General features: G+C 71.3%; 15 protein-coding genes. 9 read left to right on the forward strand and 6 right to left on the reverse strand.

Annotated elements, in window-relative coordinates; translation table 11 throughout:
- Positions 1 to 409: 409 nt before the first annotated feature.
- The 4 genes from NQZ70_RS34075 to NQZ70_RS34090 all read left to right on the forward strand — a co-directional run bounded on the left by NQZ70_RS34075 (position 410) and on the right by NQZ70_RS34090 (position 7061).
- A complete protein-coding gene (locus NQZ70_RS34075) occupies positions 410 to 5818 on the forward strand; it encodes an ATP-binding sensor histidine kinase (RefSeq protein WP_129577959.1) in 5409 nt (1802 codons plus the stop codon).
- Positions 5819 to 5832: 14 nt separating this feature from the next.
- Entirely contained in the window at positions 5833 to 6330 is a 498-nt protein-coding gene (locus tag NQZ70_RS34080; protein ID WP_129577960.1) for a response regulator, read from the forward strand.
- Positions 6331 to 6357: 27 nt separating this feature from the next.
- Complete coding sequence (locus NQZ70_RS34085; RefSeq protein WP_257792734.1) at positions 6358 to 6483, forward strand: hypothetical protein; 126 nt, start codon at positions 6358 to 6360, stop codon at positions 6481 to 6483.
- Positions 6484 to 6644: 161 nt separating this feature from the next.
- Positions 6645 to 7061 (forward strand): hypothetical protein, encoded by a 417-nt coding sequence (locus NQZ70_RS34090; RefSeq protein ID WP_129577961.1) that lies wholly within the window; start codon positions 6645 to 6647, stop codon positions 7059 to 7061.
- A gap of 492 nt (positions 7062 to 7553) precedes the next feature.
- Here NQZ70_RS34090 and NQZ70_RS34095 read toward each other — a convergent pair whose 3' ends face one another.
- Positions 7554 to 8756 carry a glycoside hydrolase family 16 protein gene (locus NQZ70_RS34095; RefSeq protein WP_272826244.1) on the reverse strand — a complete coding sequence of 401 codons (1203 nt, stop codon included), beginning with the start codon at positions 8754 to 8756 and terminating at the stop codon, positions 7554 to 7556.
- A gap of 54 nt (positions 8757 to 8810) precedes the next feature.
- The gene (locus NQZ70_RS34100; RefSeq protein WP_129577962.1) at positions 8811 to 9014 is read right to left on the reverse strand and encodes a hypothetical protein; all 204 of its coding nucleotides are present in this window, start codon (positions 9012 to 9014) and stop codon (positions 8811 to 8813) included.
- A gap of 143 nt (positions 9015 to 9157) precedes the next feature.
- Between NQZ70_RS34100 and NQZ70_RS34105 the strand changes: the two genes are divergently transcribed.
- Positions 9158 to 10273 (forward strand): GIY-YIG nuclease family protein, encoded by a 1116-nt coding sequence (locus tag NQZ70_RS34105; protein WP_129577963.1) that lies wholly within the window; start codon positions 9158 to 9160, stop codon positions 10271 to 10273.
- Here NQZ70_RS34105 and NQZ70_RS34110 read toward each other — a convergent pair.
- Positions 10263 to 10457 (reverse strand): hypothetical protein, encoded by a 195-nt coding sequence (locus tag NQZ70_RS34110; protein ID WP_129577964.1) that lies wholly within the window; start codon positions 10455 to 10457, stop codon positions 10263 to 10265. The genes NQZ70_RS34105 and NQZ70_RS34110 overlap by 11 nt on opposite strands.
- Positions 10458 to 10613: 156 nt before the next feature.
- On the opposite strand from NQZ70_RS34110, the gene NQZ70_RS34115 reads away from it, so the two are divergent.
- The 3 genes from NQZ70_RS34115 (at position 10614) to NQZ70_RS34125 (ending at position 19959) form a co-directional block, all read left to right on the forward strand.
- Entirely contained in the window at positions 10614 to 11720 is a 1107-nt protein-coding gene (locus tag NQZ70_RS34115; protein WP_129577965.1) for a P1 family peptidase, read from the forward strand.
- Positions 11721 to 11850: 130 nt separating this feature from the next.
- Positions 11851 to 17838, forward strand: coding sequence for an AAA family ATPase (locus NQZ70_RS34120; protein WP_129577966.1), 5988 nt, complete (start codon positions 11851 to 11853; stop codon positions 17836 to 17838).
- Between the two features lie 534 nt (positions 17839 to 18372).
- A complete protein-coding gene (locus tag NQZ70_RS34125; RefSeq protein ID WP_165374311.1) occupies positions 18373 to 19959 on the forward strand; it encodes a cache domain-containing protein in 1587 nt (528 codons plus the stop codon).
- Between the two features lie 34 nt (positions 19960 to 19993).
- Here NQZ70_RS34125 and NQZ70_RS34130 read toward each other — a convergent pair whose 3' ends face one another.
- Positions 19994 to 20653 carry a histidine phosphatase family protein gene (locus tag NQZ70_RS34130; protein ID WP_129577968.1) on the reverse strand — a complete coding sequence of 220 codons (660 nt, stop codon included), beginning with the start codon at positions 20651 to 20653 and terminating at the stop codon, positions 19994 to 19996.
- Positions 20654 to 20968: 315 nt separating this feature from the next.
- Between NQZ70_RS34130 and NQZ70_RS34135 the strand changes: the two genes are divergently transcribed.
- Positions 20969 to 22357, forward strand: coding sequence for a sorbosone dehydrogenase family protein (locus tag NQZ70_RS34135; RefSeq protein WP_165374312.1), 1389 nt, complete (start codon positions 20969 to 20971; stop codon positions 22355 to 22357).
- Here the strand turns inward: NQZ70_RS34135 and NQZ70_RS34140 are convergent.
- Together NQZ70_RS34140 and NQZ70_RS34145 are read right to left on the reverse strand one after the other, a co-directional pair.
- Entirely contained in the window at positions 22326 to 23630 is a 1305-nt protein-coding gene (locus tag NQZ70_RS34140; protein ID WP_129577971.1) for an MFS transporter, read from the reverse strand. The two genes, NQZ70_RS34135 and NQZ70_RS34140, sit on opposite strands and share 32 nt — an antisense overlap.
- Positions 23630 to 24262 carry a TetR/AcrR family transcriptional regulator gene (locus NQZ70_RS34145; RefSeq protein WP_129577972.1) on the reverse strand — a complete coding sequence of 211 codons (633 nt, stop codon included), beginning with the start codon at positions 24260 to 24262 and terminating at the stop codon, positions 23630 to 23632. The genes NQZ70_RS34140 and NQZ70_RS34145 overlap by 1 nt, the downstream gene beginning before the upstream one ends.
- Positions 24263 to 24387 lie beyond the last annotated feature (125 nt).

A 24387-nucleotide genomic window follows, 5' to 3' on the forward strand; every position in this document is an offset into this window, starting at 1 on the left:
ACGGGCAGTCGCAGCCCCCCGTCGGGCGCCGTCGACAGGCGCGCCGGGGGCACAGGTTCACCTACGTCGTGCCCCTCTCCCTGCGCAGCGTGGAAATTTCGAGCAGCGCGCGCACGCCATGGCGAATCGTCAGCCGATGTGGGCGGGCCCTCGCCGGCGCGCGGTTTCATCGCCCTCGGGCCTCCAGGCGCCTGTCCGGAGACGTCGCCGGCCTGGATACCGCCGCAACACCTGGAACCAGAACAGGCATCCACGACAGACATCCACGCACACCCCACAGCGAGATTCGTCCGCCACAAAGTGTCGTCGTGGTATCATCCCGGACACAACCACTGCCGGTCACGCCGCGCCGTGGGCCGTCCGTGCTTCGAACGGCGCCAGAACACGTCCACGTCCGTCGAGGGGAGCGATGCTGACGATCTCCGGTTATCAAGCGGTCGCCAAGATCTACGAGAGCGGCAACTCGCTCGTCTACCGCGGCCGGCGCGCCGTCGATGGGCGCCCGGTCGTCCTCAAGCTGCTGCGCTCAGACTATCCCAGCCAGATGGAGCTCACGCGCTACAGGCATGAATACGCGGTGCTCCGCAACCTGGAAGCGCCGGGCGTCGTCCGGGCGCTCGACCTCTGCCGACACGAGAAGGGGCTCCTCCTCGTCCTCGAGGATTTCGGCGGCCACGCGCTGGCGCACCACCTGCAGGGCGACAGGTTCGACACCGCAGCATTCCTCCCGCTCGCCATCGCGATCACGCGCGCCCTCCGCGATGTCCACGAGAGCAGAATCATACACAAGGATATCAATCCGTCCAATATCGTTTTCAACCGCGAGACCGGAACGGTCAAGATCATCGACTTCGGCATCTCGACGCGGCTCTCGCGGGAAGAGCTGTCGATCAAGAGCCCCACGGTGATCGAGGGGACCCTCGCCTACATCTCCCCGGAGCAGACCGGTCGCATGAACCGGTCGCTCGACCATCGCACCGATCTCTACGCGCTCGGCGCCACCTTCTACGAGCTCCTCACGGGCGCGGCGCCCTTCGACGCGAAGGACGCCATGGAGCTCGTGCACTGCCACATCGCGCGCGATCCCGCCCCGCCGCGCGCGCGGTGTTCGAGCGTGCCGGAGGCCGTGTCGGACATCGTGATGAAGCTCATGGCGAAGACGGCCGAGGACCGTTACCAGAGCGCGACGGGCCTCCTCCACGACCTGGAAGCGTGCCAGAGCCGCCTCGACGCCGCGGGCGAGATCGCCCCGTTCCCGCTGGGCAGCGCCGACGCCTCCGGCGACCTGCGCATCCCGCAGCAGCTCTACGGGCGGACCAGCGAGGTGAAGGCGCTGCTCGAGGCGTTCGGCCGCGTCGCGCGCGGCGGCACCGAGCTGATGCTCATCGCCGGGTACTCGGGGGTCGGCAAGTCCGCGCTGGCGCACGAGCTGTACAAGCCGATCACCGAGGTGCGCGGGTACTTCGTCGCCGGCAAGTACGACCAGCTCAAGCGGAGCACTCCATATACCGCGATCACCAGCGCGTTCCGCGACCTCGTGCGGCAGATCGTCGCCGAGCCCGAGGCGCAGTTCGCGGAGTGGCGCTCGAAGATCAAGGCGGCGCTCGGGGTGAACGGGCAGGTCCTCGTCGACGTGATCCCGGAGATCGAGCTCATCGTGGGCGAGCAGCCGCCCGTCCAGGCGCTCGGGCCCGCCGAGTCCCAGAACCGCTTCGTCCGCGTCCTCCAGAACTTCGTCCGCGTGTTCTGCGACGCCGAGCGCCCGCTCGCCGTCTTCCTCGACGACCTCCAGTGGGCCGACGCGGCGTCGCTCCGGGTCATCGAGCTCCTGATGACGGACGCCGGGCTGCGCGGCCTGCTCGTGATCGGCGCCTACCGGGACAACGAGGTCGGCGCCGCTCACCCGCTCTCGACCGCGCTCGCGTCCCTGCGGCGCGAGGGGGCGGTCGTGCGCGAGATCGCCCCGGGGCCGCTCAGCACCGAGATGGTCTGCCGGATGCTCGCGGACGCGCTGCGCGCCGACCCCGCGGCGGTCATGCCGCTCGCCGCGCTGGTCGCCCGGAAGACCGGCGGCAACCCGTTCTTCGTCAACGAGTTCCTCCGCACGCTGCACCAGACCGGGTGTCTGCGGTACGACGCCGGCCGCGCGGCGTGGACGTGGGACGTCGAGCACATCGAGTCGAGGAACATCACCGACAACGTCGTCGAGCTGATGATCGACAAGCTCCGCGGGCTCCCCGCGGACACGCAGCGGGCGCTGATGTCCGCGTCGTGCCTCGGCAACCGCTTCGACCTGGGCAGGCTCGCGGTCATCCTCGAGGCGACGCGCGGCGACGCCCACCGGCGCCTCCTGCCCGCGCTGCACGAGGGCCTCATCGTCCCGCTGTCCCCGATGGAGCCCGCGGTCCCCGACGATCTCGCCGCGCCGCTCGTCTTCCCGGACTACAGGTTCCTGCACGATCGCGTCCAGCAGGCGGCCTACGCCATGATCGACGAGGGCGGGCGCAGCGGCCTGCACGCCGACATCGGCCGGCTCCTCCTGCGGAGCCTCGGCGGGCGCGCCGCCGAGGAGGAGGTGTTCGACATCGTCCACCACCTGAACCGCGGCGCCGACCGCCTGAGCGACGCCGCCGAGCGCCGGCGCCTCGCGGAGCTGAACCTCCTCGCGGGCCGGCGCGCGCTGCTCTCCGCCGCCTTCGACGCCGCGCGCGGCTACTTCGCCGAGGGCCTCGCGCTGCTGCCCACGGGCGCCTGGCAGAGCGACCACGCGCTGACGAGCGCGCTCCACGTCGGCGCCGCCGAGGCCGCGTGCATGAACGCCGACTTCGGCGCCATGAAGGAGCTCATCGACGCGGCGCTCAGCGAGATCCACGACGTCATCGACAGGAGCAAGCTCTACGAGCTGCTCATCCTGTATCACCACACCCAGGCCGAGTTCCGGAGGGCCGTGGACACCGCCGTGGAGGCGCTCGCGCAGCTCGGCGAGACGTTCCCCGCGAGCCCGGGCATGCAGGACTTCCTCGACGCCTACACGAAGGCGACGAAGCAGGTCGCCGAGGTGGGCTTCGAGCGCCTCGGCCGGCTCCCGCCGATGACGGCGGCCCCGAAGCAGGCGGCGCTCGTGATCCTCCGGCGCGCGATCCACGCGTCGTACTTCGCCGCGCCGGAGATGCTCGGGCTCTTCATCTGCCGCGCGCTCGACCTGACCATGGATCACGGCGAGTCGCCGCTCGCGCCCTATGCGTTCGCGGCGTTCAGCGTCCTCGTCAACGCCGGCGTGGGCGACATCGCGACGGGATCCCGGTTCGGCGAGCTGGCGATCGAGGCGCACCGGCGCCGCGACGAGCCGCTCTACAAGGCGAGCGTCTACAACTTCTATTACGGGCTCTCGCGGCACTTCTACCGCCCCGCGCGCGAGAGCCAGGCGCCGCTCATCGAGGGATACCTGAGCTACGCCGAGAACGGCGACGCGGAGAGCGCCGCGTACTGCCTCATCAACGCCTTCGTCTGCGGCGCCGTCTCCGGGCAGAACCTCCTCGAGCTCGAGTCGATGTTCGAGCGGTACATCGAGGAGGTCTTCAAGTTCAAGCAAGCGCAGGTCATCAACCAGCTCAGCGTGTGGCGCCAGGTGATCCGGAACCTCACCGGCAGGTCCGAGCACGCGGCTAAGATCAAGGGAGAGTTCTTCGACGCCGAGCAGGTGCTCCCCGGCCTGTACGCGACGAAGAACTTCAACACCGTCAATTACATCCACACGGCGCAAGCGATGCTCTATTTCGTCTTCGGCGACTACGAGCTCGCATACAAGCACGCCGCCGAGACGGAGCCGACCCTCGGCGCGAGCACGGGCAAGGTGTTCACGCCGCTGCACAACTTCTATTACTCGCTCGCGATGACCGCGCTCTACCCGGCGGCCTCGCCGGAAGACAAGGAGCGCTACCGCGCCAAGGTGTCGGAGAACCAGGCGAAGCTCAAGGCCCTGTCCGAGACGTGCGCCAGCAACTTCCTGCACAGGGTCCTGCTCGTGGAGGCCGAGCTCGCGCGGATCGACGGCCGCGTGGCCGAGGCGCTGGACCTGTACGACCGCGCCATCGCGTCCGCGTCGGAGCACGATTACGTGAACGAGGCCGCGGTGGCCTGCGAGCTCGCGGGCCGGTTCTGGCTCGCGCAGGGCAAGGAGAAGCTCGCGCGCGTGTACCTCGCGGACGCTTGCTATCACTACAACCTCTGGGGCGCCGTCCGCAAGACGCAGGATCTAGAGGAGCGGTATCCGCAGCTCGCCCCGCGCGAGCCGCTCTCGCAGCGAGCGACGGAGGTCGCGCCCTCGCGGACGTTCGTCACGACGACCTCGCTCGGCGCATCCCGCCTCGATCTGCGGACGGTGCTGAAGGCCGCGCAGGCGATCTCCGGGGAGATCGTGCTCGACCGGCTGCTCACAAAGCTGATGGCGGTCGCCATGGAGAACGCCGGCGCCCAGCGCGGCTGCCTCGTGCTCCGGGAGAGCGACGGCCTGCGGGTCGAGGCCGAGGTCGACTGGACCGACGGCCGCGAGGACGCGCGCTTCCCGGGGCTGCCCCTCACCCAGGCCGCGGCGGACGATCGCCCGCTCGTCTCGGCCGGGATCGTGCAGTACGTCGCGCGGACCGGCCAGAGCCTCGTCCTCGCCGACGCCTCCGCGGACCGGCAGTTCCAGCGCGACGATTACGTCGCGCAGCGCCGCCCGAGATCGGTGCTCTGCACGCCGATCATCCACCACAACGACCTGTACGGGGCCATTTACCTGGAGAACAATACGGCGACCGGCACGTTCACCCAGGACAGGCTGGAGCTCCTCACGATGCTGTCCTCGCAGATGGCGATATCCATCGAGAACGCGAAGCTCTACACGGGCGTGGAGCAGAAGGTCCGCGAGCGCACGGCGGAGCTCGAGGAGGCCCACGCGACGATCGTCCGGCTGGAGCGGGAGGCGGTCGAGAACCAGATGGCGGGCGGCTTCGCGCACGAGATGCGCAACGCCCTGTCGGGGGCGGCGATGGTGCTCGGGACCGTGACCCAGGGCGGCGAGACGGTGTGCGCGAAGAACGCGGCCCGGCTCGGCGAGCTGTTCGACCTGCTCAAGGACGACATCCCCGACGGGAAGCTCGGCTCGGTCCTGGCCCGGCTGGGCGACATCGAGGAAGCCGAGGAGACGCTGGACAGCGTGCTCTGCATGGTGGGCGACTGCACGGCCCGCGCGCTGAGCGTGACGAACAGCATCCTGGAGTACTCGAAGCTCGGCGTCGCGCTCGCCGGCAACGACGTCGTGAGCCTCCGCCGCATCGTCGAGTCGGTCGCGGCGCGGCACCGCGACGAGTTCGCGCGCCAGGGCGTGTCGGTCGAGCTCGATCTGCGGGGCGGCTCGGCGGTCGTGGGGCACGAGTCGCACTTCGACTCCATCGTGAACAACATCGTCTTGAATGCGCGCGACGCGCTGCTCCTGGTCGACGACGGCCGCGGGCGGCGGGTGCGGATCGAGACGGCCGAGGAGGGGGATTTCCAGGTCCTCACCGTCAGCGACAACGCCGACGGCATCTCTCCCGACAACGTCTCGAAGATCTTCCAGCCGTTCTTCTCGACGAAGCCGACGACCGGCGTGGGCCTGGGGCTCAGCTTCGTCTCTCGCATCGTCGCGATGTATGGCGGGACCATCGACGTCGACAGCGACGCGGGGCGCGGCACGACGTTCGTCGTCCGGCTCCCGCGCGCGGTGCCGCGCGGGCAGCCGCAGCCGGTCGGCGCCGCCGCTGGCCGAATCGAGCTCAACCTCGCCGGGAACTGAAAGGGGGCGCCAAGATGACAACGGCGAAATTCACCAGGCGCTTTCGGGGAGCCTCGGACGCCACGCCGGAGGAGCCGCAGAAGGAACGGCCGATCGTGGTCGTGATCGACGACGACCCGAGGATGCGGTCCGCGCTCGCGTTCACGCTGCGGCACGACTACGACGTGCGCCTGTACGCGAACGCTCAGGAGGGCATCGCCGGCGTGACGGAGATGACCAGCCTGGTCATCCTGGACATCCGCATGCCGGGGATCGACGGGCTCACCGCCTACCTGAAGATCAAGGCGCTGTACCCGAAGGTGCCCATCATCTTCTACACCGCGTTCCAGGACATCCTCGAGAAGCAAGACCTGCTCTCGACCCACAAGGCGTTCGGCTATTTCGACAAGAACGGCGACGTGTCGGGGCTCAAGGCGGCGGTGGAGAAGGCGGTCCAGCACCACAGCGTGGTCTCCAGCATGGCGAGCGCGCAGAAGCTGGTGCGCGGGCTCATGCCCCCGGACGATCACTGACCCGGGCGGCGTGTCCCGACAGGCCGGGTGATCGACGACGACGCGGCCGCGCCTGCTGGAGAGGTCGCCGGCGCGATCGGCGGCGAGCCCCGGTGCGGAGCGCACGATCTCGGCGCGCACGATCTCGGCGCGGACGACCGCACCGCGCCGTGAGGGGCGACAGGACCGTCGCGGAGGAGCTGGCGGGTGTGCCACCGCGCGCGTCTCCCGCGGCGATCCTCGGGGGCGTCGGTGGCACAGCCGTTCAGGCACGAGCGTTGCATTCGCGACTCGACATGACGACAATTCACAACTCCCTCATTTCCCTTGCTCTCATGGCCCTTCTCTCGGGGTGTGGCGACGGCGACGCGGAGCGCATCGAGCGGCAACGTGAGACGTGGAACGAAAAGCATGTCGCGAGCTACGTCGTGGAGACGTGCGATACGGGCTTCTCCGCCGGTTGCCGGCGCGTGGCCGTCGAGGATGGCCAGGTCGTCGCCGCGCGCGAGAAATTCCCCAACGACGACTCGCCTTGGAGCGACATCGACGATCTGACGATCGTGGACGAGCCCATCGCGTGGATGTTCGATCGGGCCGAGGGCACCCCGGACGACTGCGAGCTCTCGCAGCTCTCGTTCGATGCCCAATTCGGGTTCATCCGTGAATATTATGTGTCCTGCGGCGAGGAAGGATCCGGCGAGCGCGTGACGTGCTTCGCTACCGACACCGTCGACCTCGCCGCCTGCGAGTAGGCGTCGGTCCCCCCTCCCGCGCCGGCTGCCCGAGCGTCCTGGCGTTCATCCGCGGGTGCGGGAGCGGGCGATGTGGCTTGGCTCGGTGAGCAGGCCGAGGAGCTCCATCGGCCCGGGCCCGCCTGGCCCGGATCGCCGCCGAGACGAGCCTGCGCGGCCCAGGGACGAGCTCTGGGGACGCCGTGCTAGGCTCCTCGTTCATGGCGCAGCTCTCGCGCGCGGACCAGGTAGCGGCGCTCGCGCGCATGATCGCGGCGCGAGCAGCGCGAGGACCACGGCGACGAGCACGACGCCGCCTTCCCGGGGAGCGCCCATGCGCTGCGCGATTGCGACCTCGTGACCAGCCAGAATCCCTTCTCCACGGGCCGGTTCAGCGCATTGTACCTCGAGGCCCTGGCCGACTATCGGCGCGGCGCCCGCTGCGCGCGCCGCGAGCGGCCGTGAGCTCGCACCGTCATGGCCGCCGTCTCGCGCCGCGGCGTCCGGGTGGGGCTAAGGAAGGGTGTCCACGAGGGCAGCCGAGGACGCCCGGAAGCCGGCCACCCGCGCGTCCACCTCGGCCTGCGACAGGAGGACGTCCTTCGCGAAGTAAACCCAGTCGACGTCCTCGGCGTACGTCCGCGGTCCGGTCTCTCCGGCGGCGAGCTCGTCGAACCACAGGTTGAAGTCGAGGTGCTGGTTCGTCTCGGGAACGTAGCTGGCGTCGTGCGTGCAGAGCAGCGCGCCTTCGATGTAGTAACGGCTACCGGACTCGTCGATCTGGATGAGGAGCCGCTTCCAGCCCGACTGGTCCCCCGCAACCTGGTTCGACTGCGTATTCTCGAGCGTTGCCGTCTCCCACGAGGTCAACCACAACGTGCTGGTGTTGCCCTGACCCCACCCGCCGTTGGGCATGTACTCGAAATCCTGCTCCGAGTAGTTGGGATCGGTCTCGGGGTCGTTGATCCACGGGCTGATCGTGAAGAACGTCTCGACCAGCTTGTCGGCGAGGTGCCGGGTTCCGGTCAGCGGCGTGTTGCTGAATTTCACCCTGGCGGAGTACGTCCCGAGGCGGAACCTGTCGTCGTTGGACTGGATCTCCGCGTGCGAGGTGCTCGCGCCGGAGCCGCTCGTGGTCGCCTTGAGCCGCAGCAGCCTGTTCGAGGCGAGATCGGGATCCTCGATGAACGACACGTTGGACGAGAGCCATTGTGCGCCGGCGACCCCGGGGGCTCCGTCGGTCGTCCGTACCCACCACCGGCTCGTGAGGTTGTCGTCGGCGATGCCGGTGTAGCTGAAGTCGTCGAAGAGCTCGGCCGACACCGTGACGCCGCCGCTGCCGCCCTCACCGCCAGCGCCGCCGCCGCCCTCACCGCCGCTCCCCCCGCCAGCGCCGCCGCCGCCCTCACCGCCGCTCCCCCCGCCAGCGCCGCTGCCGCCCTCGCCGCCGCTGCCGCCCTCGCCGCCGGTCCCTCCGCCAGCGCCGCTGCCGCCCTCGCCGCCGCTCCCCCCGAAAGCGCCGCTGCCGCCCTCGCCGCCGCTCCCCCCGAAAGCGCCGCTGCCGCTCGCCCCGCCAGGGGCGGCGAGCTCGCTCGAGCAACCGAGCAGCGCGTGCACCGCAAGGAGCGTCGCCCCCGCGGCGGTGACGACGCGCGCGCCGCGGGGCGCCCCCTCCTTCGAAGCAGCGATCCTCTGGTCTTCGCGATCCATTTGCATCGAGGCTGTTCCTTCCGTGTCGAGCGTCCCATCGCCGGGACCGAGCGCCGCGACTCAGCGCTTCCACAGGTACTTGCGGATGTCGACCGAGACGGCCGCCACGATGATGATCCCCTGGATGATCTGCTGCCAGTATTCGGGGTGGGCTGCGGATTTCGGCTGTCGACCAGGTTCGGCTCCGCCGTGCCCTTGGCGCTCTCCTCGATGGTCCGCCGCACGTACGACATGATCGTCGAACCTGTCGATCGCGACACCCACCTTCGGATTGCCGGCGGCCGCCGGGGCCGAGGTGCCGGCGTTCGGGGCTGCACTGCCGCGGCGGCCCGACGGCCTCGACGGTGGAGCGGGTTCTCCGCGGCGCGGCTTGCGCGCCCGCGGCGGGTTCGCAAGAACATCGGACGATGTCGCGCGCGGCGCTGCTCCCTGCCCGGAAGGGCCCAGGCGATGAAGAGCGGCTCGCGCGGCTCCGCGGCCTCGTGCGGGCGGGCGCCGAGAACCGGCCCGGCGTCTACCAGATGGCCGCCGAGGACGGCGCCGTCCTCTACGTCGGCAAATCGAAGCGGGTGCGCACGAGGCTGCTCGGTTATTTCCGCTGCGAGCCCGAGGAGAAGGGCGCCCGCATCCTCCGCGAGACGAGCCACGTCGCGTGGGAGTACTGCCCGAGCGAGTTCGCCGCGCTCCTCGCCGAGCTCCGGCTCATCCGGCGGCTGTGGCCGCGCTTCAACGTGGCGATGAAGCGCGACCTCAAGCGCTACGCCTTCATCAAGGTCACGCGCGGGCCGGCGCCGAAGCTCCATGTCGTGCGCGGCCCGGCGCGCGATCCGGGCGCGCTCTACTACGGGCCGTTCACGGGCGCGGGCCGCGTCCGCGAGGCCGTGCGCGCGCTCTCCGACGCGCTCGGGCTGCGCGACTGCGCCGAGGACGTGCCGGTGCTCTTCAACGATCAGCAGACGCTCTTCTCGCTCGGGCGCCGCACGCCGGGCTGCATCCGCTACGAGATCAAGCGCTGCCTCGGCCCCTGCGTCGCGGGCTGCTCGTCGCGGGAGTACGGCGACCGCGCGGCGCTCGCCCGCGCCTTCCTCGAGGGCCGCAGCGACGGCCCGATCGGCCGCTTCCGCGACGAGATGGAGGCCTGCCGCGAGCGCGCCGAGTTCGAGCGCGCCGCGGCGCTGCGCGACCGGATCCAGCGCCTCACGGCCCTGCGCGGCGAGCTGGGGCGGCTCCGCTTCGCCATCGAGTCGCTCTCGTTCCTCTACACCGTCCCCGGCCACGAGGGCGACGATCGGGTCTACCTCGTCCGGCGCGGCAGCGTGCGCGCCGAGGCCCCGGCGCCGCGCTCGGACGACGACCGCCGCGCGCTCGCGCGGCTCACGGCCGACGTCTACGGCCCCCCGGAGCCCGCCGCCGCGCCCGTGCCGCTCAGCGAGATCGACGAGGTGCTGCTGCTGTCGTCGTGGTTCCAGCGCTACCCGGACGAGCTCGCGCGGACGCAGCCGGTCCCGGGGCTCACGGGGTAGCCTCGGCCTCGAAGCGCCACCGCGGCGTCTTCACGCACATGGGGTCGAGCACGCACTTCCACGTCGTCTTGCCGGAGCGATCGCCGATGGGCCACGTGGATCGCGTGGCGCTCGCCCGCGGCGCGCGCGTCCTCGTGCCGGCGCCTTGACGCTCGACCTCCCGCGCCGCTGCGCTGTCTGGCACGGAGGTTGATACCGCCTCTCGCCATGAGCGCCAGACACCGCTGCTCGCCGCCTCCCGTCACCCGGGCGCACGTCGCGGCCGACCGCATCTCGCCGCCAGGGCGCGGACGCCCGCTGTCCGGACGAGGCAGGCCGCGCGCCCTTCGCGCCCGGCTCCATGGAGCCGGCAGGGGGCGCCGTGCGCGCGCGTGATCTCGGCGTCGCGCCCGGGATCTTCGACCCGGGCCCGCTGAACGCGATCACCGACGTGGGCGGCGTGCGCGTCGGCCACGCCACCGTGGTCGAAGGCGACGCGATCCGCACCGGCGTCACCGCCGTCCTCCCGCACGGAGAGAATCTCTATCTCGATCGCGTCCCCGCGGCGATCCACGTGGGCAACGGGTTCGGCAAGCTCGTCGGCGCGACGCAGGTCCGCGAGCTGGGCGAGCTCGAGACTCCCCTCCTCCTCACGAGCACGCTCTCCGTGTTCCGGGCGGCAGACGCCCTCGTCGAATGGATGCTGGAGCAGCCGGGCATGGAGGACGTGCGCTCGCTCAACCCGGTCGTCGGCGAGACCAACGACGGCGTGCTCAACGCGATCCGGCGCCGGCCGATCACCGCCGCGCACGTGCGCGCGGCGCTCGCCTCGGCGCGCGAGGGGCCCGTGCCGGAGGGGTGCGTGGGCGCGGGCACGGGGACGGTCGCGTTCGGATGGAAGGGCGGCATCGGCACCGCCTCGCGGGCGCTGCCGGCGTCGCTCGGCGGCGCGTCCGTCGGCGTGCTCGTCCAGTCGAACTTCGGCGGCGTGCTGCAGGTGATGGGAGCGCCCGTCGGCGAGGAGCTCGGGCAGCACGCCTTCCGCGCGGCGCTCGATCCGGACCAGGGCGGCGGGTCCATCCTCATCGTCGTCGCGACCGACGCGCCGCTGTCGGATCGCAACCTCGGTCGCCTCGCGGCCCGCGCGATCTTCGGCCTGGCGCGCACGGGCTCCTCCGCCGCCAACGGATCTGGAGACTACGCGGTCGCCTTCTCGACGAGCGCCTCGGTCCGGCGCCCCTCCGGCGCGAGGCGGCTCGTGACGACGGAGCTCGCCAACGAGGAGACCTCCGCGCTGTTCCAGGCCGTGATCGAGGCGACCGAAGAGGCCATCTACGACTCGCTCTTCACGGCCGAGACCACCGCAGGAAACGGCTGTACGGTGCAGGCCATTCCGCTGGATCGCGTCCGTGAAGTGCTGTCCAGGCACGGCGTCCCGCGGCGAGACGGCCGCCCCCCGCGCGCCTGACGGGGGGCGCCGCAGGCGAGCCGGCTCGGCGGCGAGCCGCCTTTTGTGCGTGGCGAAGCGCCACACTTTTGGCAACATCAGGATCCACGTCGGCGCCTCGGGGGCCGCCCCGGCTTTCGAAAATCTCCCTATGCCCCAGAGCTCACGCTACCTCGTGCTGGAGGTCCTGCACACCGGGGCAGATACGATCCTCTACCGAGCCCGGCGCGCGGCGGACGGCCGACCGGTCGTGCTCAAGGTCCTGCGGCGCGACCACGCGAGCCCCCACGCCCTCGGGCGGCTCCACCACGAGCACGAGGTGGCGAGGGGGCTCGATGTGCCCGTCATCGTCAAGGCGCACGCGATCGAGGCGTTCGGCGACCAGGCGGCGCTGGTCCTGGAGGACTTCGGCGGCCGCTCGCTCGACCAGCTCCAGGGCGGGCCGATGCAGCTCGACCGCTTCTTCCCCCTCGCCCTGCGCCTCTCCGCCGCGCTCGCCGAGCTGCACCGGCACCACGTCGTCCACAGGGATATCAAGCCCCAGAACCTGCTTTGCAACCCCGACACCGGGGAGGTGAAGATCACCGATCTCGGGATCGCCTGCCCCTCGCCCCGCGGGCCGGAGGACCTCGCCCACGACGCGCTGATCGCGGGCACGCTCGCGTACATGGCGCCCGAGCAGACCGGCCGGATGAACCGCTCCATCGACGAGCGAACCGACCTCTACTCCCTCGGCGTCACCTTCTACGAGATGCTGACTGGCACCCTGCCCTTCCAGGCGAGCGATCCCGTCGAGTGGGTGTATTGCCACATCGCCCTGACGCCGCCCCCGCCGCACGCGATCGTCCCCTCGATCCCCCCGCAGCTGTCGGCGATCGTGCTCAAGCTCCTCGCGAAGGCCGCCGAGGAGCGCTACCAGAGCGCGCTCGGCCTGCGGCACGACCTCGATCGGTGCTTCGCCGAGCTCCGGTCGCGCGGCGCCGTCGAGGCCTTCCCGCTCGGGCAGCGCGACGCCTCGGGCCGGTTCCAGATCCCGGAGCGGCTCTACGGCCGCGAGCGCGAGGTCGAGGCGCTGCTCGCCGTCTTCGAGCGCGTGGTGGCGCAGGGGCGGCCGGAGCTCGTGCTCGTGTCGGGCTACTCCGGCGTCGGCAAGTCGTCGCTCGTGGCCGAGCTGCACCGGCCCGTCGCGCGCGAGCGGGGCTTCTTCCTCTCCGGCAAGTTCGAGCAGCTCAAGAAGGACGTCCCCTACCACGCCTTTCTCCAGGCGTTCCGCGGGCTCGTGCAGGAGATCCTGTGCGTGAGCGAGGAGGAGCTCGAGCGCTGGCGGGAGCGCCTGCGGGAGGCCCTCGGCGCGAGCGGCGGGCTGCTCGCCGGCGTGCTGCCCGAGCTCGAGCTGCTCCTCGGCCCGCAGCCGCCCGCGCCGGAGCTCCCCGCGGTCGAGGCCCGGCACCGGTTCCACGCGGCGCTCCAGCGCTTCGTCGCGGCGTGCGTCCAGAAGGAGCACCCGATGGTGCTCTTCCTCGACGATCTCCAGTGGGCCGACGCCGGGAGCCTCCAGCTGCTCGAGCAGCTCGTCACCTACGCCGAGGCCGAGCACCTGCTGTTGATCGGCGCCTTCCGGGACAACGAGATCGGCCCGGCGCACCCGCTCGCGCTCATGCTGGCCGACGCGCAGCGGCGCGGCGCCCTGGTCACCGACATCGTCCTCGCGCCGCTCTCCGCGTCCGACGTCGGCGCGCTCGCCGCCGGCGCGCTCCACGCCCCGGCCGAGCAGGTCGAGCCGCTCGCCCGGCTCGTCCACGAGAAGACCGGCGGCAACCCCTTCTTCGCGATCCAGTTCCTGATGGAGCTGCACCAGGAGGGGCTCATCGCCTTCGACGCCGAGGCGGGCGCCTTTCGCTGGGACATCGCCGCGATCCGCGACAAGGGCTTCAGCGACAACGTCGTCGATCTGATGGTGGGCAAGCTGAAGCGGCTCTCGGCCCCGGCGCAGGACGCGCTCAAGCTCGCCGCGTGCCTCGGCAGCAGCCTGACGCTCGACACCCTCGCGGTGGTCGCGAAGCGCCCCGCGGCGGAGCTCTCCGAGGCGCTCTCGGAGGCCGCGCGAGAGGGGCTGCTGCTCCGCCGGAACGGCGCGTACCGGTTCGTCCACGACCGGGTGCAGCAGGCCGCCCAGGCGCTCATCCCGGCGGCGCAGCTCGCCGAGGTGCACCTCTGCATCGGCCGGCTGCTGCTGGAGGGGCGGAGCGCGGCGGAGCGCGAGGAGATGCTCTTCGACATCGTGGGCCACCTCAACCGCGGCGCCGCGCTCATCCGATCCCCGGCAGAGCGCGCCGAGCTCGCCGCGCTGAACCTGCGCGCCGGCAGGAGGGCCAAGGCGGCGGCGGCCCACGAGACCGCCGCCTCCCTCTTCGCCGCGGGCGCGGCGCTCCTCCCCGAGGAGCGCTGGGAGGCGCAGTACGAGCTCGCCTACGACCTCGGCCTGGAGCGCGCGCACGCCGCGTACGTCACCGGCAGCTTCGACGAGGCCGAGCGGCTGCTCGCGGAGCTCACCGAGCGCGCGAGGAGCAGGGCCGAACGGGCCGCGGTCGTCGAGCTCGCCGTCGCGCTGAACGCCACCCGCGGGCGACCCGCGCGCGCCGTGGAGCTCGGGCTCTCGTGCCTCCGCGCCTGGGACCTCGAGGTGTCGCTCCCCGTCACGGACGCGCAGGCCGAAGAGGAGACCGAGGCTGTCTGGAAGCTCCTGGGCGACCGGCCCATCGAGGGCCTGCTCGATCTGCCCCCCATGACGCACCCGGAGATCAAGGTCGCGATGGGCGTCCTCCGGGGAGTCTTCATCCCTGCCTTCTTCGTCGACCAGAACCTGCACTATCTGCTCGTCGTCCGCATGGTCAAGCTCAGCCTCCGCCACGGCAACGCGGAGACCTCCGCCCACGCGTATGCCGCCTTCGCGAGGGTGCTCGCCCCGAGGTTCGGGAGATACAGAGAGGCGTATCTGTTCGGCAAGCTCGCCTACGACCTGGCGGACAGGAGCCCCGTCCTCGCCACGAAGGCCCCGGTGTTCACGCTGCTCGGGCAGCAGGTGGTCTTCTGGACCCGCCACTACCGGGAGACCTCCTCGTATACCCGCCTCGGCTTCAACGCCGCGGTGGAGTGCGGCGACTGGAACAACGCCTGTTACAACTGCATCTGGGCATCGATGTTCCCGCTCCTCTGCGGCGAGCCGCTGGAGGACGTCCTCCATCAGACCGAGGATCGCCTCGCCTTCGTGCGCAGGGCCGGCTACTCGTTCGTTCACGGCGTCCTGCTCGCGCTCCGGCACGTCATCCAGGCGCTGCGCGGGCGGCCGGTCCAGTTTCCGATGCTGGACGGGTCCAAGCTCGACCCGGCGGGGTTCGAGGACTGGCTCCTCTCGGGGGCCGCGGGCAGCGCGCACAGCATCTACTTCGGCCTGAAGGCGCAGGCGCTGTTCGTCCTCGGCGCTCCGGGTGAGGCGCTCGCGGCGTCGTCCCGCCTGGTCGTCGACTACGACTGGAGGAACGACGCGCACGCGCTCGTCGTCGAGAGCTTCTATTACCACGCGCTCGCGCTCGCCGCGGTCTCGGACGAGGCGCCGCCGCCCGAGGAGCTCCCCCGAGCGCTCCTCGATTGCGAGCGGCAGCTCGCCGAGTGGGCAGAGAGCTGTCCCCCGAACTTCCTCCACAAGCACGCGCTGGTCTGCGCCGAGATCGCCCGGCTCCGCGGGCAGGAGGGGGAGGCCATCCGGCGCTACGAGCAGGCCGCGTCGTCGGCGCGGGAGCACGGCTTCGTCCAGCACGAGGCCATCGCCTGCGAGCTCGCCGCCGGGTTCTACCGCGCGCGCGGCCTGTCCACGCCTGCCGACGCTTACCTGCAAAAGGCCCGCGCCGCCTACTTCCGCTGGGGCGCCCACGCCAAGGTGGAGCAGCTCGACCAACGCTATCCCTTCCTCGTCGAGCGCAAGCCGATCGCGCCCACGGTCACCTTCGCCGTGCGGGCCGAGCAGTTCGACGTGCTGTCGGTGGTCAAGGCCGCGCAGAGCATCTCCGTGGAGCTCAAGCTCCCGCGCCTGCTCGAGATGCTGCTGCGCATCGTGGTCGAGCACGCGGGCGCCGAGGAGGGCTATGTGCTCCTGGTCCGGGAAGATCGCCTGTCGACCGCGGCGGCGCTCGCGGCATCCGGCGGCGCGGCGCGGCTGCTCGACGCCGGCGAGGCGGCGGCGCTGCCGCGGTCCATCCTCAACTACGTTCGTCGCAGCCACGAGCGCGTGCTCCTCGACGACGCCGCCGCCAGGCACCCGTTCTCGGAGGACGCGTATTTCACCCGGAAGCAGCCGAGGTCGGTGCTGTGCCTCCCCATCGTGCGGCAGGCCCGCTTGCTCGGCCTGCTGTACCTGGAGAACAAGCTCGTCGCCGGGGCGTTCACCCCAGCGCGGCTCAGCGTGCTCGAGCTGCTCGCCTCGCAGTCGGCCATCTCGCTGGAGAACGCCATGCTCTATTCCCAGGTCGAGCAGGAGAACGCCGAGCGCCGGCGGGCGGAGCAGGCGCTCCAGGCGAACCAGGCCACCCTCCAGGCGATCGTCGACAACTCGGCCGCGGCCGTCTACCTGAAGGACCGCGAGGGCCGGTATCTGCTCGCCAACCGGCAGGCGGGCAAGGCCGTGGGCCTGCCGAGCCGTGAGATCCTCGGAAAGACCGACGCCGAGCTCTTTCCCGGGCCGACCGTCGGGACCCTCCAGGACAACGACCGGCGCGTGCTCGACGCGGGCGATCCGCTGGAGATCGAGGAGGAGGTGCAGCTGGAGGACGGGCTGCACACCTTCCTGTCGGTCAAGTTCCCGCTCGGCGAGGGGGTCATGTCGGGCGTGCTGTGCGGCATCTCCACCGACATCACCGAGCGCAAGCGGGCCGAGCGGGCCGAGCGCTTCCTGGCCGAGGCGAGCCGCAGGCTGATGGCCCTCGGCTACAGCGCGACCCTCGAGAGCGTGGCGCAGCTCGCGGTGCCCGAGCTGGCCGACCGGTGCGTCGTCGACATGCGCCTCGATCCCGGCGCCCCGGGGCACACGGCCATCGCAGGCGTGCCCGCCGAGCTGGTCGACGCCGTGAAGGACGCGGTGCGGCCCCTCACGACGGCGTCGCCGGCCCGGCCCGAGATGGGCGACACGGGCGCCGCGCCGCTCCTCGGGCAGCTCGGCGTTCACGCCTTCATCCGGGTTCCGCTCCTCGCGCGCGACCGCTGCTTCGGCGTCATGCTCCTGCTGCTGACGGGGCCTCAGCGCCGTTACGGCCCAGCCGACCTGTGGCTGGCCGAGGAGCTCGGGGCCCGCGCGGCGCTGGCGCTCGACAACGCCCGTCTGTTCGCCGAGGCCCAGCAGGCGATCGAGCGGCGGGACGAGTTCCTCCTCGTCGCTTCGCACGAGCTCAAGACCCCGCTGACATCGCTGAAGATGCAGGCGCACCTCATCGAGCGGCTGCTGCGCCGCTACCAGCGCTCCGAGCTCGCCCCGGAGCGGCTCGACGCGGCGCTGCAGGTCTTGAATCGGCAGATTGCGCGGCTCGCGCACCTCGTCAACGAGCTGCTCGACGTGACGCGGCTGAGCGCCGGGCGGCTGGCGCTCGCGCGCGCGCCGGTCGATCTGGCGGCCCTGGTGTGCGAGATCGTCGAGCGGATGAGCCAGCAGCTCGCCGACGCCCGCTGCAGCGTCCAGCTCGATCTGGACGAGCCCGTGGTCGGGCGCTGGGATCCGTCTCGCATGGAGCAGGTCCTCATCAACCTCCTGTCGAACGCGATGAAATATGGCGCCGGCGGCCCCATTCACGTCGCCGTGTGCGGTCAGCCCGATCGGGCGCTGCTCGTGGTCCGCGATCACGGCATGGGCATCGCGGAGGCGGATCAGGCGAGGATCTTCGAGCGCTTCGAGCGCGCGGTGTCGGTCCGGAACTTCGGCGGCCTCGGCCTCGGGCTCTACATCGTCCGATGGATCGTGACCGCGCATGGCGGCACCATCCGCGTGGAGAGCGAGCCGGGCGCCGGCGCCACGTTCATCGTGGAGCTCCCCTTGCACGCGGCCGAGGCGGAGACCGACACGAACGGCCAGGGCGCCGCGCGCCCGCCGACGTGATCGCTCACCTGGAGCCTCTGCGGGGGCTCGAGCTGCTGCGCTGCCGCTCCCGTGGCGCTCGAGGGCCAGGCCGGATCCAAGGAAGGTGCGACGCTGGCGTTCCCCCGCGGCGGATTTACCAGAGGCTTATCGCCACGTTACGCCTCGTTCAATCGCAGCGGGTCCACTTCGCCATACAACGCCGGACAATTACCCGTCCGGATCGAACGCGCTCCCTCGCGGACGCCTCGGCGATTCGGCAGGCATTTCCGTCCATCTCCACTCCACCGACGCCGAGAGAGCTCCCCCAGGTGAGCGTGATAGACGAGCGCCGGGAGATCTCGTCGTCTCTTTCTGACAGCAGTATCTTCATCGCGCCGGGAGGTGTAGAACCGTTCCACGTGCCGGGCGCATGTGCCCATCGGCCTGCGGGGGCCCCGGCCGCGGCGCATCGCACGCGAGCGCCGACCCCGGCGAAGACCGGGACGTGGGAGGAGGCTCATGGAGGATCGCAGCGCAGTCCGCGAGGACGCGGACCATAACGTACGTCTCAGAGTGCTCGTCCCTCTGGCGCTCGCGCTGGCCGTATTGCTCGCACTCTATGTGGCGACCACGTACAGCGTGTTCGCCTCACGGCGCGACGAGGCGCTCCGGCAGGACACCGAGCGCACAACGGAGCTCCTCCGGCGGGCGCTCATCGACAACGTCGAGATCCTGAGCTCGCTGATGAGCGCCATCGAGCGGGATCCGGTCCTCGAAGATGCCATGCTCCAGGGGGACCGCGAAGCGCTCCTCGAGCGGGGGGCGCCGCTCCTCCAGGCCCTCAAGGCACGCGCCGGGATCACCCACCTCTACTTTCATGCTCCCGACCGCGTGAACTTTTTGCGGGTTCACGAGCCCCCCCGTTTCGGCGACACGATCTCTCGAGTCACGCTCCTGGAAGCGGAGCAGACAGGACAGCCGAGCTTCGGAAACGAGCAGGGGCCCCTCGGCACATACACCCTCCGCTATGTGGTGCCCTGGCGCTCCGGGGGACGCCTCCTCGGGTACATCGAGCTCGGCAAGGAGTTCGAGCACGTCGCCGCCTCATTGCGCGACGTTCCGGGCGTCGAGCTCGTCATCCTCGTGGACAAGCGGTACGTGCAGCGAGAGCTCTGGGAGCCGACCGCCCAGAAACAGAGGCTGCCGCTCTGGGACACGCTCCCCTCGGTCGTCTCCGTCTTCAGCACGGTGCAGGCGATCCCCGACGAGCTCTCCGCGCTGCTGTCGCGGCAGGGCCTGGCCCTCGACGAGCCGACCGCGACCATCCGGGCGGACGGCCGCGTCCTGCAGTGCATGCTGCTCCCGATCGATGACGTCCGGGCCCTCGAAACAGCGAAGTTGCTCGTGATGCGCGATGTGACGAGCATCGCCGCCGCCGCCCGCATGCAGCTCGCGGCGGGCTGCGCCGCGTTCGCCGGCGTGAGCGCGGTGCTGCTCGCGATGTTTCACGTCCTCCTCGGCCGCATCCAGCGGGCTCTCCGGGAGCGGTCGACGCTGCTGAACAGCGCCAAGGAGCGTCTGGAGCAGGAGATCGAGGAGCGGAAGGTCGCGCAGAAGGAGCTCGAGGCGGCGCTCAGCACGTCCGCGGCCGCGTCCCAGGCCAAGACGGAGTCGCTCGCCCAGCGCGAGGAGGCGCTTCGCGAGCTGCGCGCCGCCAAGCTCGACCTCGAGCAGCAGCTCCAGACCATCGAGCGCCAGCGCATCACCATCCGCGAGCTGTCGCTGCCCATCGTGGACGTCTGGGACGAGATCCTCGCGCTCTCGATCATCGGGCCCGTGGACGCCGCGCGGGCGACGGAGATGATGGAAGGCCTGCTCCGCCGGATCGTCGAGGCGCAGGCCCGCTGGATCATCCTCGATGTGACCGGGCTGCCGGCCATCGATGAGGAGGTCGCGGCGCGCCTGGCCCGAGTGGCCAGGGCCGTGCGGCTGCTCGGCTGCGCCTGCATCGTGACGGGCATCAGCCCTCACATTGCGCGCACGTTCGTCGCGCTCGGCGTCGAGCTGGACGACCTCCGGCCATTGCGCAGCCTGAAGGAGGGCATCAAGCATTGCATGTCCGCCCGCCAGGCGGCCTCGCTTCGATCCCCGGCGCTCTGAGCGCCGCGTGCCCCCGGGCCGCCCGCGCCGCGCCTCAGGCCGGGGGCGCGGAGAGCGCCTCGACCAGCGCGTCGCCGAGGTGAGCGGCGTCGTTCCAGACGACGACGCGATAGCCGCTCTTCGGATCGTGCTCGATCAGGGAGACGCCCGTGTTCGCCGGCACCTGGAGCGCCTTCAACCCGCTTCCGTCCATCTGGAGCATCCGCCCGACCGCGGTCTTGATGGCCGCGCCGTGGGAGACGACCCCGACCGCCTCGCCGGCGTGCCGCTCCGCGATCCGGTCGAGCGCGCGCATCATGCGATCGCCGAGCTCGGCGTATGTCTCGCCGCCCCCGCGCCGGACATCGACGCCGCTCCGCCATGCGGCCCACTCCTCCGGGAAGCGCGCCTGCACCTCGCCGCGGCTGAGCCCTTGCCAGGCGCCGAGGCTCACCTCCCGCAGCGCAGGGTCCGCGACGGCCTGGAGGCCTAGCGCCGAGGCGAGGCGCGCCGCCGTCTCCTCGGCGCGCTCGAGGTCGGAGCAGTAGACCGCCGCGAGCCGGAGCCGCGCGCCGGCGAACCGCTCCGCGAGCCGCGCGGCCTGCTCGCGCCCCCGCGCGTTGAGCCCGCGCCCCGCCTGTCCCTGGAACACCTGCGCGCGGTTGTCGTCGGTCTCCCCGTGCCGGATGAGCATCAGCTTCGTGGTGGCGTGCACGATGGGCCGCACTGTAGCAGGGCCCCGCGATCACGCTCGGCACAGCCTTGGCCGCGATCCTGGCAGCACCGCCGCGCGGCGCACGGCGGCGCGGCGCACCGGCGTGCCTTTCTGCCACGCGCAGGCCGGCGCCGGGCCATCGTGCCACAGCGCACGGAGGCCGGTTTGTAAGACGTCCTCACTTACCCGCCAGCCGCCCAACAGGTACGCGGCGTGCTTCGGCCCTCGTCCGGAATGAGGTCATCCAGCGAGGGTTCCGGGCGAAGGGCGCTCCCCGACGCATCCGGGGCCTCTCTCGCGGAAAGGGTCGCTCGCATGAAACGGCAATTTGCGCCTTGGCTCATCCTGTTGCTCGTCGCGGCGTGCGGCGAGGAAGGCGGCGTTCAGCCCGCCGACGTCCAGGCCGGCTCCGGGGGGAGCGGCGGCGCGCCGCCGGATCAGGGCGCGCAGGCAGGAGGGGGCGGCCAGGGCGCAGACGGCGGCAGCGGCGGCGAAGGCGGCAGCGGCGGCGAAGGCGGCAGCGGCGGCGAGGGCGGCAGCGGCGGGTACAGTCCGGAGAACGACAACACCTTCCGGCCCGAGGAGCGGCCGTTCTCCGACGAGCTGCTCGAGCAGCTCAAGACGAAGCCGGGGTTCACCATCAGCGTGTTCGCCAGAGGGGCCGACAATGCGCGCATGATGGAGCTCGCCCCCGGCGGCGGGGTGTACGTCACGCGGCCGACGACCGGGGACGTGCTGCTCCTGCGCGACACCGACGGCAACGGGGCGGCGGACGAGTCGACGAAGGTGTTCACGGGGGGTCCGGGCTTCGAGACCCTGCACGGCATCGCGCTCGACGCCGCGGGCGACACCATGTACCTGGCGACGGCGACGAGCCTTTACTCCGCGCGCATCGACGGCGACGGCCGCCTCGGCGACGCGTCGACCTTGATCACCGATCTGCCCGACGGCGGCCAGCACGGCAAGCGCACGATGCGCCTCACCCCCGACGGGACATCCCTTCTGTTCTCGGTGGGCAGCAGCTGCAATGCGTGCGCCGAGACGAACCCCGAGCACGCCGCCTTGCTGCTCATCGACCCATCGCTGGGCCCCCAGACGCAGCAGGACCGCACCGTCTTCGCCAAGGGCCTTCGCAACACCATCGGCTTCGACTGGTACCCGGGGACCGACGAGCTCTGGGGCATGGATCACGGCAGCGACCAGCGCGGCAACGTCGTGCCTCCCGAGGAGCTCAACCGGCTCGTCGAGGGCAACAACTACGGCTGGCCTTACGTGTACTCGAGCGGCCCCGGCGAGCGGGGGATCGATCCGATCATGGACGACCCGCCCGGCACGACGAAAGAGGAGTACGCCGCCGCCACCGATCCCGCGGTGCTCATCTACGAGGCGCACAGCGCGCCCATCGATTTCCGCTTCTACACGGGCGACCAGTTCCCGGCCGAGTACAAGAACGACGCCTTCGTCGCGATGCGAGGCTCGTGGAACCGTTACCCGCCGGTGGGCTACAAGGTGGTGCGCGTCCTCTTCGACGACGCGACCCACACGCCGATGGGCTTCGAGGATTTCATTACCGGATGGCTGATCGAGGACGGCCGCGCCACCTTCGGCCGCCCCGCCGGGCTCCTCCAGATGCCGGACGGGTCTCTCCTCGTGAGCGACGACACGAGCGGCATCATCTACCGCGTCTCGTACACCGGCCAGTGACGCAAGGCGCCTGCGCAGGGAGCCTGTCGCCCTGGCCCTGGGAAGCCTCCTCGAGCGCGAGCTTCGCGGGGAGGCGCGCGCTCGGAAACAGCAGGAAACCGAGGATCGGCGAGAGCGCCGCCAGGACGGCCGCCAGGCTGAAGTGCGCCGGATAGCCGAGGCGCCCCGCGGAGAAGCCGCTCGCCGCCGAGGCGACCCCCGTGGCGATCACCATCGCGCTCGCCTGGAGGGTGTAATCCGTGGCGGCGCTCTCCCGAGCGGTCCAGTCCATCATGCACGTGAAGAGCGCCGCGGTGGCCATCCCCCCGGCGAAGTGCTCGAACGCGCAGAGCGCCGCCAGCAGCGGCACCCCTGCCTCGCCCCGGGCGGCGTACGCGTACCCGAGCACGCTCGCCGCCTGGAGGACGGCGAAGCCGACGAGCGACGAGCGCCGCCCGAGCCGCAGCACCAGCGCCCCGCCGGCCAGCGCGCCGAGCAGCCCCGCGACGAACCCCACCGTCCCAAGGAGCCACCCGATGTCCGCGAGGGAGAGGCCGAGATCGGTGAGGAACGGCCGCAGCATGCCCACCGCGAAGGCGTCGCCGAGCTTGTACACGACGATGAGCGCGAGCACCTGCCGGGCGTGAGGGCGCTTCCAGAACGAGGCGGCGATGGCGGCGACCGAGGAGGAGCGAGCGCCCTCGCGCCCGCACCCCGCCTCGCGGGCGAGCAGCGTGGGAATGCTCAGGAGGGCGATGGACAGCGCCATGAGCGCGAAGGTGAGCCCCCAGCCCAGCCGGTCGAAGAGGACGAGCAGCGCCCCGCCGCCCACGATCATCCCGGCACGATAACCGGCCACCTGGATGCCGTTGGCCAGGCCTCGCTCGCCCGGCGCCAACAGGTCCACCGCCAGGCCGTCCGTGGCGATGTCCTGGGTCGCGGAGAGCAGATTGACGATCAGCACCGCCGCGAGCACCGGCGAGAGCCCCTCCCCCGGGTCCCGCAGCGCGAGGAGCCCGAGCGCCGCGATCGTGAGCCCTTGCAAGGGGAGGATCCACGAGCGACGGCGCCCGAGGCGGGGGAAGAAGAAGCGATCGACGAGCGGCGCCCAGAGGAACTTGAGCGCCCACGGGAGCGCGAGCAGGGAGGCGAGCCCGATGCCCTCGAGCGAGATCCCCTGCTTGCGCAGGAGGACCGGGAGCGCCTGGGTGAAGAAGCCGAACGGGAGCCCCTGGCACATATAAAGCGACGCCAAGAGCCCGAGGCGCCGCCAGGACAGGTGGGGAGAGCGCATCAGCGGCTCGCTTTCCTGGAGGCGGAAGAGAGGCCGAGGAGCCCCGACGCCATCGCCCACGTCGCGCCGGCGGCCGAGCCCGGGGGGATGAGATCGCGCGCCGTGGCCGCGAGCACGAAATACCCCTGGATGGCGGCCACGATCGCCGCGGCCGCGGCGTCCACGTCGCCCCGCGCGCAGGAGAACACCCGCTCCTGCGCGCCGCGCCGCACGATCGCGGCGAGCTTCTTCACCGCGCTCTCGAGCGCGCCCGCGAACGCCTTCCGCACATCGGCGTCGCGGAGCGCCTCGCCGCTCACGCAGATCCAGCAGGCGAGCGCCCGCGGGTCGGCCCCCTCGCCCACCCGCAGGTGAGCGTCGATGAACGCGCGGAGCTCGGCCTCCGGATCGCCCGCCGCGGCGGCGAGCCGCCGCTCGATCCGGCCTTCATGGTCCCGCGCGAGTAGCTCGACGGCGGCGAGCAGGATCTCCCGCTTGCTCTCGAAGTGGTAGTGGACCAGCCCCGGCGCGATGTGGGCCGCCGCGGCGACGGCCCCGATGGACGCTCCCTCGTAGCCGCGCTCCGCCATGACCTCCAGGAGAGCGCGCGCGATCTGGGCTCGACGTTCCGCGGTGTTCGAGGGGCGAGGCATCCTGACGCTCCTGCGCTGGCTGGCGCCGGTTTATTGGTTGGTCGTACAACCAACTTATGAAGCGACCTCAGCCGCGTGTCAAGGAGGGGCTCGGGCCGCTCGAGCAGGATCACGCCGGGCGAGCT

The organism is Sorangium sp. So ce836, assembly GCF_028553905.1.
In the GTDB taxonomy this organism is placed as follows: Bacteria; Myxococcota_A; Polyangia; order Polyangiales; family Polyangiaceae; genus Sorangium; species Sorangium cellulosum_D.